Origin of the sequence: Burkholderia pseudomultivorans (assembly GCF_902499075.1) — a bacterium.
Lineage (GTDB): Bacteria > Pseudomonadota > Gammaproteobacteria > Burkholderiales > Burkholderiaceae > Burkholderia > Burkholderia pseudomultivorans.
In genome coordinates, this window is record NZ_CABVPP010000077.1 from 1 (window position 1) to 15,296 (window position 15,296).

Annotated in this window: 12 protein-coding genes; 8 read left to right on the top strand and 4 right to left on the bottom strand. The window is 68.5% G+C overall.

The annotated features are described in order from the left end of the window. Positions 1–105 precede the first annotated feature (105 nt). The 7 genes from BST28156_RS31330 (at position 106) to BST28156_RS31360 (ending at position 8,495) form a co-directional block, all read left to right on the top strand. Positions 106–795, top strand: coding sequence for a VOC family protein (locus BST28156_RS31330; RefSeq protein WP_174904263.1), 690 nt, complete (start codon positions 106–108; stop codon positions 793–795). 44 nt (positions 796–839) lie between these two features. After that, a complete protein-coding gene (locus tag BST28156_RS31335; RefSeq protein ID WP_040127920.1) occupies positions 840–1,748 on the top strand; it encodes a DMT family transporter in 909 nt (302 codons plus the stop codon). Between the two features lie 152 nt (positions 1,749–1,900). Further along, positions 1,901–3,082 carry an aminotransferase-like domain-containing protein gene (locus BST28156_RS31340; RefSeq protein ID WP_174904264.1) on the top strand — a complete coding sequence of 394 codons (1,182 nt, stop codon included), beginning with the start codon at positions 1,901–1,903 and terminating at the stop codon, positions 3,080–3,082. 43 nt (positions 3,083–3,125) lie between these two features. Further along, positions 3,126–3,584, top strand: coding sequence for a RidA family protein (locus tag BST28156_RS31345; protein WP_059519593.1), 459 nt, complete (start codon positions 3,126–3,128; stop codon positions 3,582–3,584). Between the two features lie 13 nt (positions 3,585–3,597). Next, positions 3,598–4,482, top strand: coding sequence for a PhzF family phenazine biosynthesis protein (locus BST28156_RS31350; RefSeq protein WP_174904265.1), 885 nt, complete (start codon positions 3,598–3,600; stop codon positions 4,480–4,482). A 268-nt stretch (positions 4,483–4,750) separates the two neighbouring features. Beyond that, positions 4,751–7,090 carry a bifunctional diguanylate cyclase/phosphodiesterase gene (locus BST28156_RS31355; RefSeq protein ID WP_060240896.1) on the top strand — a complete coding sequence of 780 codons (2,340 nt, stop codon included), beginning with the start codon at positions 4,751–4,753 and terminating at the stop codon, positions 7,088–7,090. Between the two features lie 199 nt (positions 7,091–7,289). Continuing rightward, positions 7,290–8,495, top strand: a complete 1,206-nt coding sequence (locus BST28156_RS31360; RefSeq protein ID WP_060240897.1) for a chromate transporter — start codon at positions 7,290–7,292, stop codon at positions 8,493–8,495. 39 nt (positions 8,496–8,534) lie between these two features. On the opposite strand, the gene BST28156_RS31365 is transcribed toward BST28156_RS31360, so the two are convergent. Then, entirely contained in the window at positions 8,535–8,981 is a 447-nt protein-coding gene (locus BST28156_RS31365) for a multidrug/biocide efflux PACE transporter (protein WP_174904266.1), read from the bottom strand. 113 nt (positions 8,982–9,094) lie between these two features. Between BST28156_RS31365 and BST28156_RS31370 the strand changes: the two genes are divergently transcribed. Beyond that, positions 9,095–9,979 carry a LysR family transcriptional regulator gene (locus tag BST28156_RS31370; RefSeq protein WP_174904267.1) on the top strand — a complete coding sequence of 295 codons (885 nt, stop codon included), beginning with the start codon at positions 9,095–9,097 and terminating at the stop codon, positions 9,977–9,979. A 108-nt stretch (positions 9,980–10,087) separates the two neighbouring features. On the opposite strand, the gene BST28156_RS31375 is transcribed toward BST28156_RS31370, so the two are convergent. From BST28156_RS31375 to parE, 3 genes are all read right to left on the bottom strand, one after another. Beyond that, the gene (locus BST28156_RS31375) at positions 10,088–10,546 is read right to left on the bottom strand and encodes a CopD family protein (protein ID WP_060240900.1); all 459 of its coding nucleotides are present in this window, start codon (positions 10,544–10,546) and stop codon (positions 10,088–10,090) included. A 247-nt stretch (positions 10,547–10,793) separates the two neighbouring features. Beyond that, positions 10,794–13,115 (bottom strand): DNA topoisomerase IV subunit A, encoded by a 2,322-nt coding sequence (gene parC, locus BST28156_RS31380; RefSeq protein WP_174904268.1) that lies wholly within the window; start codon positions 13,113–13,115, stop codon positions 10,794–10,796. 67 nt (positions 13,116–13,182) lie between these two features. Further along, positions 13,183–15,165 carry a DNA topoisomerase IV subunit B gene (gene parE, locus BST28156_RS31385; protein WP_060240902.1) on the bottom strand — a complete coding sequence of 661 codons (1,983 nt, stop codon included), beginning with the start codon at positions 15,163–15,165 and terminating at the stop codon, positions 13,183–13,185. Between the last annotated feature and the right edge of the window lie 131 nt (positions 15,166–15,296).

Genomic DNA, 15,296 nt, shown 5'->3' on the forward strand with positions numbered 1-15,296 from the left:
GCCGCGCGGCCACGGCGGCTGCCGGCCGGCTGCGGCGCCCGCGCCCCGGCCGGTCCGGTAGACGGCCCGCCCGCCATGACACTTTCGTTTTATCGCCCGACATCCATGCCAGCCCGCTCCCTGACACTCGACCATCTCGTGATCGCCGCGCGCACGCTCGACGAAGGCGTGCGCCACGTCGCCGACGCGCTCGGCATCGAACCGGCCGGCGGCGGCCGCCACCCGCTGATGCGGACCCATAACGCGTTGTTCGGCGCGTGGGGCGGCCTGTACCTCGAAGTGATCGCGATCGATCCCGATGCGCGCGACACCGATGACGACACCCCGCCGCGTGCACGCCTGTTCGCGCTCGACGATCCGGCGATGCACGCGCGGCTCGCGCAGGGCCCGTTCCTCGCGCACTGGGTCGCGCGCGTCGAGCGCCCGCGCCAGCTCGCGCTCTGGCAAAGCCAGTATCCGGCCCGCCTGCCGCGCGTCGTCGCGATGCGGCGCGGCGACCTGAGCTGGGGCCTGACGGTGCCGGACGACGGCGCGTTCCCCGCTTGGCAGGGTGCGGGCGACGGCCTGCTGCCGTCGCTGATCCAGTGGGACAGCGCACGCCACCCGGCCGAATCGCTGCCGCACGACGGCGTCGCACTGAAGGCGCTCAAGGGCCGCCATCCGCGCGTCGACGCGATTCGCGAGCAGCTCGACTGGCTCGGCGCCGCGCACCTGCTCGACCTCGAGGCCGGCGACGGCCCGCCCGCGCTGGTCGCGGAATTCGATACGCCGCAAGGTCCGCGCACGCTGCGCTGAACGCCCCCGATTCCCCCACCCGACGATACGGAGACACCCACGACATGAATTCGCGCGAAACCCGGGGCATGCTACTCGGCCTGATCGGCGTGATGATCTTCAGCCTGACGCTGCCGATGACGCGGATCGTCGTGTCCGAACTCAATCCGCTGCTCAACGGGCTCGGCCGCGCGCTCGCCGCCTCGGTGCCGGCCGGCCTGCTGCTGTGGTGGCGCCGCGAAGCGCTGCCGACCCGCGCGCAGCTGAAGAGCCTCGCGGTCGTGTCGGCCGGCGTGATCGTCGCGTATCCGGTGTTCTCCGCGTGGGCGATGAAGACCGTGCCCGCCTCGCACGGCGCGGTCGTCAACGGGCTGCAGCCGCTGTTCGTCGCGTTGTACGCGGCATGGCTGTCGCACGAGCGGCCGTCGAAGGCGTTCTGGATCAGCGCGGTGACCGGCAGCGCGCTCGTGATCGCGTTCGCGCTGCGCGACGGCGGCGGCACGGTGCAGGCTGGCGACGCGCTGATGCTCGTCGCGGTCGGCATCGGCGCGCTCGGCTATGCGGAAGGCGCACGCCTCGCGCGCCAGATCGGCGGCTGGCAGGTGATCTGCTGGGCGCTCGTGGTATCGGCGCCGGTCCTCGTGCTGCCGGTCGGCTGGCTCGCGTGGCTGCAGCACGCCGCGCACCCGGGCCCGCTCGCGCTGCGCACGTGGCTCGCGTTCGGCTACGTGACCCTCTTTTCGCAGTTCATCGGCTTCTTCGCGTGGTACGCGGGCCTCGCGATGGGCGGCACCGCGCGCGTCGGCCAGGTGCAGCTGCTGCAGATCTTCTTCACGATTGCCTTTTCCGCGCTGTTGTTCGGCGAAACGGTGACGCCGTCGACGTGGCTGTTCGCGGCCGCGGTGATCGCGACGGTGATGCTCGGGCGGCGCTCGGCGGTGGCCACGGCCCCGCGTCCCGCTCGCGCCGGCTGAACAGGTGCGCCATAATGGCTGTTTTGCCTGATCGGTTCTGCCCACCCAGCCGCGAAGGCCCGATCGCGTTCCGGCGCGCCCACCCGGCCGCCGCGAAGCGGTCTGCCCGACCGACCTTTCTTGACTGACCACGATACCCGAACGAGGAGACTATGAATCCGAGCGACCTGCACCCGCCGCACTGGCAGCTTTCCGAACGCGCCCGCAAGCTGACGAGCTCGGCGATCCGCGAGATCCTGAAGGTCACGGAGCGCCCCGAAGTCATCTCGTTCGCCGGCGGCCTGCCCGCCCCCGCGACGTTCCCGGCCGAGCGCATGCGCGCGGCGGCCGACCGCGTGCTGCGCGACGCGCCGGCCGCGGCGCTGCAATACAGCGCGACCGAAGGCTACCTGCCGCTGCGCGAGTGGATCGCCGAGCGCTACAGCGTGCGCGTGTCGCAGGTGCTGATCACGACCGGCTCGCAGCAGGCGCTCGACCTGCTCGGCAAGGCGCTCGTCGATCCGGGCAGCCCGATCCTCGTCGAAACCCCGACCTACCTCGGCGCGCTGCAGTCGTTCTCGCTGTACGAGCCGCGCTACGTGCAGGTGCCGACCGACGAGCAGGGCCTGCTGCCCGAAGGCCTCACGCCCGAACTGACGCAGGGCGCGCGCCTGCTGTACGCGCAGCCGAACTTCCAGAACCCGACCGGCCGCCGCCTGCCGGTCGAGCGCCGCCGCGCGCTCGCCGCGTTCGCGCAGACGAGCCCGTTCCCGGTGCTCGAAGACGACCCGTACGGCGCGCTCAACTACCAGGGCGAGCCGCTGCCGACGATGCTGTCGATGGCGCCCGACCACGTCGTGCACCTCGGCACGTTCTCGAAGGTGCTCGCGCCGGGCCTGCGGATCGGCTACATCATCGCGCCCGAGGAACTCCACTTCAAGCTGGTGCAGGCGAAGCAGGCCACCGACCTGCACACGCCGACGCTGACGCAGCGCATCGCGCACGAAGTGATCAAGGACGGCTTCCTCGACGAGCACATCCCGACGATCCGCCAGCTGTACGGCGCGCAATGCGAGGCGATGCTCGGCTCGCTCGCGCGTCACATGCCGGAGGGCGTCACGTGGAACCGCCCGGAAGGCGGGATGTTCATCTGGGTGAACCTGCCCGCGCAGATCGACAGCATGAAGCTGCTCGCCGAAGCCGTCGACAACCACGTCGCCTTCGTGCCGGGCGCGCCGTTCTTCGCGAACGACGCGCAGCAGAACACGCTGCGCCTGTCGTTCGTGACGGTGCCGCCGGAGAAGATCGAGGAAGGCGTCGCGCGCCTCGGCAAGCTGATCCGCGAGCGTCTCTGATCCCCTTTTTTCCTGTCACGACTCTCTACGAGGAATCGAACACATGGCTAACGTCTACGACAAACTGAAATCGCTCGGCATCGAGCTGCCGACCGCCGGCGCACCGGCCGCCGCCTACGTGATGAGCGCGCAAAGCGGCAATACGGTCTACCTGTCGGGCCATATCGCGAAGAAGGACGGCAAGGTCTGGGCCGGCAAGCTCGGCGCCGACCTGACGACCGAAGACGGCAAGGCCGCCGCACGCGCGATCGCGATCGACCTGCTCGCGACGCTGCACGCGCACACCGGCGACCTGAACAAGGTCACGCGCATCGTCAAGCTGATGAGCCTCGTCAACTCGACGCTCGACTTCACCGAGCAGCACCTCGTGACGAACGGCGCGTCGGAACTGATCGCCGACGTGTTCGGCGACGCGGGCAAGCATGCCCGCTCGGCGTTCGGCGTCGCGCAGATTCCGCTCGGCGCGTGCGTCGAGATCGAACTGATCGCCGAAGTCGCGTAACGGACGCGTCGCGATGACGAGCCGCCTCGTGCGCTTCAAGCAGGTCGACGTGTTCACGTCGGTGCCGTTCAAGGGCAATCCGCTCGCCGTGGTGTTCGACGCCGATTCGCTCGGCGACGACGCGATGCTCGCGATCGCCCGCTGGACGAACCTGTCGGAAACGACGTTCGTCTGCACGCCGACCGATCCGGAAGCCGACTATCGCGTGCGGATCTTCACGCCGGGCGGCGAACTGCCGTTCGCCGGCCATCCGACGCTCGGCACCGCGCACGCGTTCCTCGAGAGCGGCGCGCGGCCGCGCACGCCGGGGCAACTGATCCAGCAGTGCGGAGTCGGCCGGGTCGCATTGCGCGAGCAGGCCGACGGCTGGGCGTTCGCCGCGCCGCCGGCACGCGTCACGCCGGTCGAGCGGTCGGACTACCCGGCGCTGGCCGCCGCGCTGCGCAGCGACGCGGTCGACTTCGACGCCGAACCGTGCGCGGTCGACAACGGCGCGCCCTGGCTCGTCGTGCGGCTGACGTCGGCTGACGCGTGCATCGGGCTCACGCCCGATCCGGCCGCGCTGGCGACGATCGTGCACCGCTACGGCGCGCACGGCCTCGCCGCCTATGGTCCGCACCCCGACGGCGGCCCCGCCACGTTCGAAATCCGCTGCCTGATGACGGGCGACGCGTTCGGCCCCACCGGCGAGGATCCGGTCACCGGCAGCGCGAACGCGGCGCTGGCCGGGCTGCTGACGCGTCAGCAGCGCCGTCCCGGCACGTCGTACACGGCCCGCCAGGGCACGGCGATCAGCCGCGACGGCCGCATCTTCGTCCGCTACGACGACGACGGCACGACCTGGATCGGCGGCCACGCCGTGACGGTCGTCGACGGCACGTTCCAGGCGCCCGCCTGAGGTTTCGCGCTGCGCAGGGGCGCCGGGTCGACCGGCGCCCCCTCCACTCCTGCCGATAGCGGGCCATCGGGAGTCCATGCGAATGGCGCATGTAAACAGACCCTAGCTATCGCAAAAACCTTCCAACCAGTAATATCGGGCCTAATCCGTTGCTTCGGAAGTCTGTCCATGGTTGCGCGTCCTGCGTACGAACGGACGCCGGAGCAACTCCAACCCTAGCCGGCCATCCAGAAGGATGGCGCATGCGAGCAGGACGCCGCCCTTTTCGATGAGCTCCGCCCGGTCCTCCCATTCGTCGCCGCCCCGACCGCTGCGCACGCCGCGCAAGTCGCGCCGGCGCGCGCTGTTCGCGATCCCGCTGCTCGGGATGCTCGCGCTGGCGCTGCTGTGGGCCGTGATCATCGCGCGGCTGTCGGTCGAGAAGGACAGCGCGTACAAGGAAGCCGCCGCGTCCGCCGCGATCCTGTCGTCCGCGCTCGAACAGCACACGGTCAAGGCGATCCACCAGGTCGACCAGATCACGCGCTTCGTCAAGTTCGAGTTCGAGAAGTCGCCCGCGCACTTCAACCTCGCGAGCGCGGTCGAGAAAGGGGTCGTGCCGAGCGACACGCTGATCCAGGTCTCGCTCGTCAACGCGAAGGGGATCCTGTTCGCGAATACCGCCGAGACTCATCCGCAGCCGATCAACCTGTCCGACCGCGAGCACTTCAAGGTCCATCTCGCGCACAACGACGACCGCCTCTACATCAGCAAGCCCGTGCTCGGCCGCGTGTCGAGCCACTGGACGCTGCAGATGACGCGGCGCCTGAACAATCCGGACGGCAGTTTCGCCGGCATCGTCGTCGTGTCGGAAGACCCGAGCTACTTCACGAACGACTTCTACAACAACGCGGCGATCGGCAAGGAAGGCGTGATCGCGGTGGTGTCGGACACGGGCACCGTGCTCGCGCGGCGCACGGGTTCGGTCAGCAACGCGCCGGGCGCGTTCTCCGCGTCGGGGGTATACCCGATCGCCGAGCGCGTGACCGGCACGATCGTCGATCCGATCGACGGCGTGACGCGCATCGTGTCGTACCGCCACCTGGACGGCTACCCGCTCGCGGTGATGGTCGGGCTGTCTCAGACCGAGGAATTCGCGGACTACTATCACACGCGCAACGTCTACCTGCTGATGACGAGCTTCATCACGCTCGCGATGCTCGCGTTCTTCGGCGTCGCGACGGGCCTGATCGGCAAGCTGCTCGGCCGAGAGCGCGAGATGACCCAGCTCGCCGAATACGACCTGCTCACCGGCCTCGCGAACCGCTACGCGACGCTGCGCGGGCTGCGCAACGACGTGTCGGCACCGGCCAGCCTGTCGCGGCTGGGGCTGCTGTTCATCGACCTCGACAACTTCAAGACCGTCAACGACACGCTCGGCCACAACGCCGGCGACATCGTGCTGCAGATGACCGCGTCGCGCCTGTCGGACGCGGTCGGCGACGAAGGCACGCTCGCGCGCATCGGCGGCGACGAGTTCGTCGTCGTGATGAAGGGCGACGACGTCGAGCGGCGTGCGGTGCGGCTCGCCGAGGCGATCATCCGGATGTTCGGCGAGCCGTTCGACGTGCGCGGCAGCTCGTTCGTGCTGCATGCGAGCATCGGCATCGCGCTGCACACCGTCGCGAACGAAAGCGAGATCGACCTGCTGAAGAAGGCCGACCTCGCGATGTACAGCGCGAAGGACGCCGGCAAGAACTGCTATCAGTTCTACGCGCCGCACCTGTCGCACCGCGCCGATCACCTGATGCGCTGGGAACAGCAGCTGCGCGTCGCGCTCGCCGAGGGGCAGCTGTTCCTCGCGTACCAGCCGAAGATCGACCTCGCGCACCGCACGATCACCGGCTTCGAGGCGCTCGCGCGCTGGGACCACCCCGAGCACGGGATCATCTCCGCGAACGAATTCATTTCGATCGCCGAATCGACGGGCCTGATCGTGCCGATCGGCGATTTCGTGATCCGCACCGCGTGCCGGCAAATCGCGCGCTGGCACGAAGAAGGCCACGACACGCTGACGCTGGCCGTCAATATCTCGCCCGTGCAGTTCTGGCGCGGCGACCTGATCGAGACGATCTCGCGCACGCTGCAGGAAACCGGCATCGAGGCCAGCCATCTCGAACTCGAGATCACCGAGACCGCGATGATGGAATATCCGGAGCTCGTGTCCGAGAAGATCGTCGCGCTGAAAAAGCTCGGCATCCGCATCGCGCTCGACGATTTCGGCACCGGCTATTCGTCGCTGTCGTACCTGCACCGCTTCTCCGTCGACACGCTGAAGGTCGACCGCTCGTTCGTGCAGGCGATCCCGAACGATCGCAGCGTGTGCGTGATGGTCGCGTCGATCGTGCATCTCGCGCGCTCGCTCGGCCTGACGGTCGTCGTCGAAGGCACCGAGACCGAGGAGCAGATCGCATGGCTGTCCGCGCTCGGCGAGATCGAGGCGCAAGGCTTCCTGTTCTCGCGCCCGGTGCCGGCCGATGCGATTCCCGCACTGATCGCGCGCTACGGCGTGCGCGGCGATCGCCCGCAGATCGTGCCGCACCGCGCGACCGGCAACGCGAACGCCTGAGCGCGCTCGCGCGGCGTGCAGCGCGCGCCGCCGCCCCGATTGTTTCGTCTTCCGATCTTGTTGTTTAGTTTATTTACTAGCGTTTTCGCGCATGGCAGTGTCATGGTGCGCGGCGGACAATCGGGAGGGCGATCGTGTCGGCGGGCCGCCGGCATTTTTTGACGCGCGAGAGATCCGGCCTCCCGGCCACCACACAATCATGGCGACCACCATCGAAGTCGAAACGACCGAGCATGTCGGACAGGCGTCCCTGTGGGCGCTGTTCAAGGTCGTCGCCGGCATTTCCGCGATCTCGTGGGGCGGGCTGTCGATGATGGCGCAACTGGAACGCCATTACGTCGAGCGGCTGCAGCGCATCGAACCGCATGTGTTCGGCGATCTCGTCGCGCTGGCCTGGCTCGTGCCGGGCCCGGTCGGCTGTAATGTCGCGGTGCAGGTCGGGCAGACGCTGCACGGCCGCGTCGGCGCCTGGGTGGCCGGCATCGCGAGCGTGCTGCCGTTCTTCGTGCTGATGACGCTGTTCGCCACCTTCTATCGCACGCCGCTCGTGCGTGCGCTCGCGGCGCCGATGCTGCTCAATCACTTCGGCATGGTGCTCGCCGCGCTGATCGGCGTCACGTGGGTCAGGCAGCTGCGCACGCTGGCGCGCACGCGGCTCGAGCAGGCGATCGCCGCGCTGTCGACGATTCTGCTTGCTTTCGCGCATAGTCCGGCCGCTTTCGTCGGGATTCTGTTCGCTGCGTTTGCAGCGGGCTGGCTGACCGGGCCGCGGCAGCGCGACGCGGTCGATTTCACGCTGTCGAAGCGCGACCGCAACCTGCTGGTGCTGCTCGCCGTGCTGGTCGCGCTGTTCGCGCTGCCGCTGCCCGGCGACTATCAGGCGACGCTGCTGTGGCCGCGGCTCGCGGGCGCCGGGATGACGCTGTTCGGCGGCGGCTTTTCCGCGCTGCCGGTGCTCAAGACGCTGTTCGTCACGCCCGCCACCGGCATCTCCGATCGCGATTTCACGCTCGCGTTCGCGCTGTCGCCGGTGTCGCCGGGGCCGCTGCTGAACGTCGTGCCGTTTCTCGGCTACCTGACCGACGGCTGGCTCGGCGCGCTGCTCGCGACGGCCGCGCTGTTCATTCCGTCCGGCTGCCTCGTCGTGTTCGCGCAGCGCCATCTGCTGCGGCTCAAGCGCCATTCGCGCTTCGAGCACGGCATGCGCCTGCTGCGCGCGGCGACGACGGGCTTTCTGGTCGTCGCCGTCGTGAAGATCCTGCATCGCGAGCCGGCCGACCCCGTCTACTGGCTGACCGGCGCGTTCGCCACGCTGTGCTTCGCGCGCTTCAGGGTGCCCGTGTATGCAGTCTACGGCGCGGTCGCGATCGCGTGCGGCGCGTGGCTGCTGGCCGCCGCGCACTGACCGGCGGCCGCAACCGCCCCGCTGCCGCGCCGATCCGCGTCAACCGGCCTGCGCCGCGACGCGGCGCGCGATCCAGCGTGCCCGCAGCGTGTCGTACGCGAGGTTGAAGCAGAACGTATAGGGCAGGAAGAACAGCACGAGGCCGAGGTCGAGCAGCAGCGCTTCGACGAGGCCGACGTTCAGCCACCACGCGGCAAGCGGCACCACCATCGCGACGAGGCCGAGTTCGAACACGACCGCATGCACGATCCGCATGCCGAGCGTGCGCGACAAGGCCGCCCGCCGCTCGAAGCGGTCGAACAGCGTGTTGAAGGTCATGTTCCAGGCCATCGCGATCAGCGACACCATCACCGTCAGCACGCCGACGTGCGCCACCGGCATGTCGAGCAGCCACGCGCCGATCGGCGCGCACAGCGCGATCGCGACCAGTTCGAACGTCAGCGCGTGCGCGAGCCGTTCCGTCACGGTTTTATTCGTCTGTTTCATGGTTCTCTCCGATACGTGCATTGGGTGGATGTCGGCCATTCTGATCGGTAAAACCATGCTGATCCAGTTTATTATCATCGGTTTTACCGATATAAAACGCGAAGGACCCGCCCATGCGCCACGCTCCCGAAGCCTTGCTCGCGTTCGCCGAGGCCGCGCTGCTCGGTTCGTTCACGGCCGCCGCGCGCAAGCTCGGCAAGCGCCAGTCGACCGTCTCGGAAGCGATCGCGAACCTCGAGATCGACCTCGGCGTGCAGTTGTTCGACCGCTCGACGCGCACGCCGACGCTGACCGACGCCGGGCGCGCGCTGCTGCCGCAGGTCCAGCGTGCGCTGGAGGCCGGCGCGGCAATCGACCGCACCGCGGCGCGGCTCGCCGGCGGCGAGGAAGCGCGGCTGACGCTCGTCGTGTCGGACACGTATCAGTCGAAGCGCTACGAGGAGACGCTGATGGCGCTCGAACAGCGCTTTCCCGCGCTCGAGCTCGAATGCCAGATCGCCGAGCACGAGGACGTGCTCGACTTGATCCAGCAAGGGCGCGCGCAGCTCGGGCTGATGGCCGCGCGTGCGGCCTATCCGGCCGACATCGGCGCGGCGACGGTCGCGGAGGAATCGGAGATCGGGCTGTTCGTCGGGCGCGCGCACGCGCTGGCCGGATACGGCGACGCCGAGGTGCCGCACGCGGCGCTGCGCGACGCGCGCGAACTGCGCCTCAATACGTATGTGAAGCCGGAAGGCCGCGGCGACGACAGCCGGATCGTCGTCGGCACGCAGCGCTGGCTCGCGCCAAGCTACCTGATGCTGCTGGAGATGGCGGTGCTGGGATTCGGCTGGGCGGAGCTGCCGCGCTGGATGGTCGAGCACTTCGCGCGCGAGCGCCTGTGCGAGCTGCGCGCACGCGGCTGGCCGCGCCGCGTGCGGGTCGATGCGGTGTGGTCGCGCAACCGGCCGCTCGGGCCGGCCGGTTCGTGGCTGCTCGACGCGATGCTGGCTGCGTAGGCGCGGCAGCGGCGCGAGCGCTGCGTCATTGTGCTCCGCGCATTCGTCGGGGTAACCGCTTCGCCGCGTTCGGCCCGCGGTCGGCGGAACGGCCCCTCGCCCCGAACGTCAGAAGCCGCGCGACAACACCGCCGCACCGATCGTCACCACGCCGAGCACGAGATTGACGACGACGAGCAGGCGCACGCCGTTCACCGCACGCGCACCGTCCGGCCAGTTCTGCGCCTGCACCGCACGCCGGATGCGCGGGAACAGCGCGAACCGGATATGGCCGAAGATCAGCATCATCACGACGCCGAGGCCCGCCATCGCGTGCAGCGGCCACGTCGCATGCGCTCCGCCGAACTGCATCAGCAGCAGGCCGCCGGACAGCAGGATCACGATCACCGCGCCCGCGACCCAGTTGAAGAAGCGGCTGAACACGCCTTCGATCAGCGGCAGCCGCAGTTGCGGCGACAGGTCGGACAGCGCGGGACGCAGGCAGAAGTTCGCGAACACCATCCCGCCCACCCACACGGCGACGGCCAGCAGATGAAGAAACAGCGCGACGGCAACGGCGTGGGACATGGCGACAATCCTGTGACGAGTGGAAGCGGCAACGCGGCTGCGACGGCGACGAACCGGCGCGATGCACGCGGCATCAAGCGACGTTCGACCCGCGCGCCGCCGCGCGGTTCAAGCCCGGCGCGCGATTTCACATTATTTTGCAAGTGGCGCGTGACGATGTCGCCATCGCGTCACGCGCGACACGTAAAAAAAAGCCGCCCGCCCGCCGAAGCGAACGTGCGGCTTTCGATGCCGGCTGCGCGCCGGCTCAGCCGAGCAGCGGACGCAGCTCGTTGACGACCTTCAGCTTCGTGTCCGGCGCGCGGCCCTTGCGCGCGCGCTTGCCGATATGCGGCGCGAGGCCCGCGTACGACAGCGTCTCGTCCTGCACCTTGCCGCCGCGGCCGGTGCCGATCAGCACGACGCCTGCCGGATCGATCGCGAGCGCCTGCACGAGCGTTTCCTTGTCGTCGAGCGCCATCAGCGTCACGCCGCGACCGCCGCCCGACAGCGTCTTCATCTCGTCGATGCCGAACACCAGCAGCCGGCCGCCGCTCGACAGGCACGCGACCTGCGTCGCGTTCTGCAGCACCGGCATCGGCGCGAGCGGCACCGCGCCCGCGTCGATCGTCATGAACGCCTTGCCGGCCTTCACGCGGCTCACCATGTCGCCGACCTTCGCGATGAAGCCGAAGCCGTTGCTCGACGCGAGCAGCAGCGGCTGGTCGGCCGCCGCCGCATAGTAGTGCATCAGGTGCGAGCCCGATTCCAGCTCGATCAGCGACGTGACGGGCACGCCGTCGCCGCGCCCGCCCGGCAGCACCGACACGTCGACCGAGTACACGCGGCCGCTGCTGCCCCACGCGATCAACCGGTCCGGCGTGCGGCACTGGAACGCCGCGTACAGGCTGTCGCCGGCCTTGAACGAGAAGCTGGCCGGATCGAGCCCGTGGCCCTTCAGCGCACGCACCCAGCCCTTCTGCGACACGACGACCGTCACCGGCTCGTCGACCACCTTCGCCTCGAACGTCGCGCGCTTTTCCTGCTGGATCAGCGTGCGGCGCTCGTCGCCATACTGCTTCGCATCGGCCTCGATCTCCTTGATCATCAGCCGCTTCATCGCGTTGTCGTTCGCGAGCAGTTCTTCCAGCTTCGCCTTCTCGTCGCGCAGCGCTTCGAGTTCCTTCTCGATCTTGATCTTCTCGAGCCGCGCGAGCTGGCGCAGGCGGATTTCTAGGATGTCCTCGGCCTGGCGCTCGGTCAGGCCGAACGCGCTCATCAACGCGGCCTTCGGCTCGTCCGACTCGCGGATGATCCGAATCACCTCGTCGATGTTCAGGAAGACGATCATCCGCCCTTCGAGGATGTGGATGCGGTCGTCGACCTTGCCGAGACGATGGCGGCAACGGCGCGTCATCGTCTGCTGGCGGAACTTCACCCATTCGTCGAGGATCGTCAGCAGCCCCTTCTGGCCGGGCCGGCCGTCGGCGCCGATCATCACGAGGTTCAGCGTCGCGTTCGATTCGAGGCTCGTGTGCGCGAGCAGCGAGTTCACGAACTCGGTCTGGTCGATCGTGCGCGACTTCGGCTCGAACACGAGCCGCACCGCCGCTTCCTTGCCCGATTCGTCGCGCACCGCGTCGAGCAGATCGAGCATCGCCTTCTTCGTGTTGAGCTGCTCGGGCGTCAGCGTCTTCTTGCCGAGCTTGAGCTTCGGGTTGGTCAGCTCCTCGATTTCCTCGAGCACCTTCTGGCCCGACGTGTTCGGCGGCAGTTCGGTGACGACCAGCTGCCACTGGCCGCGCGCGAGATCCTCGATCTTCCAGCGCGCGCGCACCTTCAGGCTGCCGCGGCCCGTTTCGTAGGCCGCCGCGATCTCGGCGTCGCTCGAGATGATCTGGCCGCCACCGGGGAAGTCCGGGCCGGGAATCAAGTTCATCAGCTCCGCGTGCGACAGCTTCGGATTGCGGATCAGCGCGACCGCCGCCGCCGCGACCTCGCGCAGGTTATGCGACGGGATTTCGGTCGCGAGACCGACCGCGATCCCCGACGCGCCGTTCAGCAGCACGAACGGCATGCGGCTCGGCAGCGTCTTCGGCTCCTCGAACGAGCCGTCGTAGTTCGGCATGAAGTCGACCGTGCCCTGGTCGATCTCGTCGAGCAGCAGCTTCGAGATCGGCGTCAGCCGCGCTTCGGTGTAACGCATCGCCGCCGCGCCGTCGCCGTCGCGCGAGCCGAAGTTGCCCTGCCCGTCGATCAGCGGATAGCGCAGCGAGAAGTCCTGCGCGAGACGCACGAGCGCGTCGTACGCGGACTGGTCGCCGTGCGGGTGGTATTTACCGAGCACGTCGCCGACCACGCGCGCCGACTTCACCGGCTTCGCGTCCGGGCCGAGGCCCATTTCGTTCATCGCGAACAGAATCCGGCGCTGCACCGGCTTCTGGCCGTCGCACACGTCCGGCAGCGCGCGGCTCTTCACGACGCTGACCGCGTAGCTGAGATACGCCTGCTCCGCGTAGTTGCCGAGCGTCAGCGCATCGGCCCCGGGTGCGTCGGACCCGGCGAAGAGATCGGAAGTATTGTCGTCCATCTGAATTCCGTATTCGTAAGTGGCGTGAGGGCGCGCCGCGCGTCACGCGCGGCCGCGCTCGGGGCGCTTAGATGTCCGCTTCGACGTCGTTGCCCTTTTCCTCGAGCCAGCCGCGCCGCGCGGCTGCCTCGCCCTTGCCCATCAGCATCGTCATCCGCTCGACGGTCGCCTCGTAGTCGAGCTCGCCGAGCTTCACCGGCATCAGGCGCCGCGTGTCGGGGTTCATCGTCGTGTCCCACAGCTGCTCGGCGCTCATTTCGCCAAGACCCTTGAAGCGGCTGATGCTCCACTGCGTGTCGCGCACGCCGTCCTTGCGCAGCTTGTCGAGGATCGCCTCGAGTTCGCCGTCGTCGAGCGCATACAGCTTCTGCGCGGGCTTCTTGCCGCGCGCCGGCGCGTCGACGCGGAACAGCGGCGGACGCGCGACGTACACGTGGCCGCGCTCGATCAGCTGCGGGAAATGCTTGAAGAACAGCGTGAGCAGCAGCACCTGGATGTGCGAGCCGTCGACGTCCGCGTCCGACAGGATGCAGATCTTGCCGTAGCGCAGGTTCGACAGGTCGACGCCGTCGTCCGGGCTGTGCGGATCGACGCCGATCGCCACCGAGATGTCGTGCACCTCGTTGTTCGCGAACAGGCGGTCGCGCTCGGTTTCCCAGGTGTTCAGCACCTTGCCGCGCAGCGGCAGGATCGCCTGGTATTCCTTGTCGCGGCCCATCTTCGCGGAGCCGCCCGCCGAGTCGCCCTCGACGAGGAACAGTTCGTTGCGCGCGATATCTTCCGTCTCGCAGTCGGTCAGCTTGCCGGGCAGCACCGCGACGCCCGAGCTCTTGCGCTTCTCGACCTTCTGGCCCGCGCGCGTGCGCGCCTGCGCCTGCTTGATCACGAGCTCCGCGAGCTTCTTGCCGTGCTCGACGTGCTGGTTCAGCCACAGTTCGAGCGCCGGGCGCGAGAACGACGACACGAGCTTCACCGCGTCGCGGCTGTTCAGGCGCTCCTTGATCTGCCCCTGGAACTGCGGGTCGAGCACCTTCGCGGACAGCACGAACGACACGCGCGCGAACACGTCTTCCGCGAGCAGCTTCACGCCCTTCGGCTGCAGGTTGTGCAGTTCGACGAAGCTTTTCACCGCCTGGTAGAGGCCGTCGCGCAGGCCGGATTCGTGTGTGCCGCCGGCCGGTGTCGGGATCAGGTTCACGTACGACTCGCGCACGAGCGAACCCTCCTCGCTCCACGCGACGACCCACGACGCGCCCTCGCCCTCGGCGAACGTGTCGTCGCCCGAACGCGAATCGGCAAAGCGCTCGCCTTCGAACAGCGGGATCAGCAGCTCGCTGCCGTTCATCTCGTCGAGCAGGTAGCCGCGCAGGCCGTCCTCGTATTTCCAGGCCTGGCGCTCGCCGCTCTTCTCGTTGACGAGCACGACCTCGACGCCCGGCAGCAGCACGGCCTTCGAGCGCAGCAGGCGCTGCAGCTCGCCGAGCGGCAGGTTCGGCGAATCGAAGTACTTCGGGTTCGGCCATACCCGCACGCGCGTGCCGGATTTCTTCTCGCCGCGACCGGCCGCCTGCGTGGACAGCGGCTTCACGACGTCGCCGTCGGCGAAGCCGAGTTCCGCGATCTTGCCGTCGCGCCACACGGTCACGTCGAGCCGCGTCGCGAGCGCGTTGGTCACCGACACGCCGACGCCGTGCAGACCGCCCGAGAACGTGTACGCGCCGCCGGCGGCCTTGTCGAACTTGCCGCCCGCATGCAGGCGCGTGAACACGATCTCGACGACCGGCACGCCTTCCTCGGGATGCATGCCGAACGGGATGCCGCGGCCGTCGTCCTCGACCGATACCGACTGGTCGGCATGCAGCGTGACGGTGATCTGCCGGCCGTAGCCGCCGAGCGCCTCGTCGGACGCGTTGTCGATGACTTCCTGGATGATATGCAGCGGATTCTCGGTGCGGGTGTACATGCCGGGCCGCTGCTTGACCGGCTCGAGACCCTTGAGCACCTTGATCGATGCTTCGCTATAGGCCGCGCTGGGCTTCTTCGTTGACATAGGCGCTGAATTTCGTCATTCATCGGGACGTTGTCCACACCTCGTGTGGATAACGTCGTGGACAAAACGTTGAGTTCCGTAAAAAAGCGAATCGAAACAACAGTGTGCTTGGACTGCTCCGAAAGCGGGCG

What these genes read in the sequence shown, in the direction of transcription:
- BST28156_RS31335 (WP_040127920.1), top strand. Translation starts at nt 840, where the DNA reads ATGAATTCGCGCGAAACCCGGGGCATGCTACTCGGCCTGATCGGCGTG.
- parC (WP_174904268.1), bottom strand. Translation starts at nt 13,115, where the DNA reads ATGGACGACAATACTTCCGATCTCTTCGCCGGGTCCGACGCACCCGGG.
- BST28156_RS31330 (WP_174904263.1), top strand. Translation starts at nt 106, where the DNA reads ATGCCAGCCCGCTCCCTGACACTCGACCATCTCGTGATCGCCGCGCGC.
- BST28156_RS31345 (WP_059519593.1), top strand. Translation starts at nt 3,126, where the DNA reads ATGGCTAACGTCTACGACAAACTGAAATCGCTCGGCATCGAGCTGCCG.
- BST28156_RS31360 (WP_060240897.1), top strand. Translation starts at nt 7,290, where the DNA reads ATGGCGACCACCATCGAAGTCGAAACGACCGAGCATGTCGGACAGGCG.
- BST28156_RS31370 (WP_174904267.1), top strand. Translation starts at nt 9,095, where the DNA reads ATGCGCCACGCTCCCGAAGCCTTGCTCGCGTTCGCCGAGGCCGCGCTG.
- BST28156_RS31355 (WP_060240896.1), top strand. Translation starts at nt 4,751, where the DNA reads ATGAGCTCCGCCCGGTCCTCCCATTCGTCGCCGCCCCGACCGCTGCGC.
- BST28156_RS31365 (WP_174904266.1), bottom strand. Translation starts at nt 8,981, where the DNA reads ATGAAACAGACGAATAAAACCGTGACGGAACGGCTCGCGCACGCGCTG.
- BST28156_RS31340 (WP_174904264.1), top strand. Translation starts at nt 1,901, where the DNA reads ATGAATCCGAGCGACCTGCACCCGCCGCACTGGCAGCTTTCCGAACGC.
- BST28156_RS31375 (WP_060240900.1), bottom strand. Translation starts at nt 10,546, where the DNA reads ATGTCCCACGCCGTTGCCGTCGCGCTGTTTCTTCATCTGCTGGCCGTC.
- BST28156_RS31350 (WP_174904265.1), top strand. Translation starts at nt 3,598, where the DNA reads ATGACGAGCCGCCTCGTGCGCTTCAAGCAGGTCGACGTGTTCACGTCG.
- parE (WP_060240902.1), bottom strand. Translation starts at nt 15,165, where the DNA reads ATGTCAACGAAGAAGCCCAGCGCGGCCTATAGCGAAGCATCGATCAAG.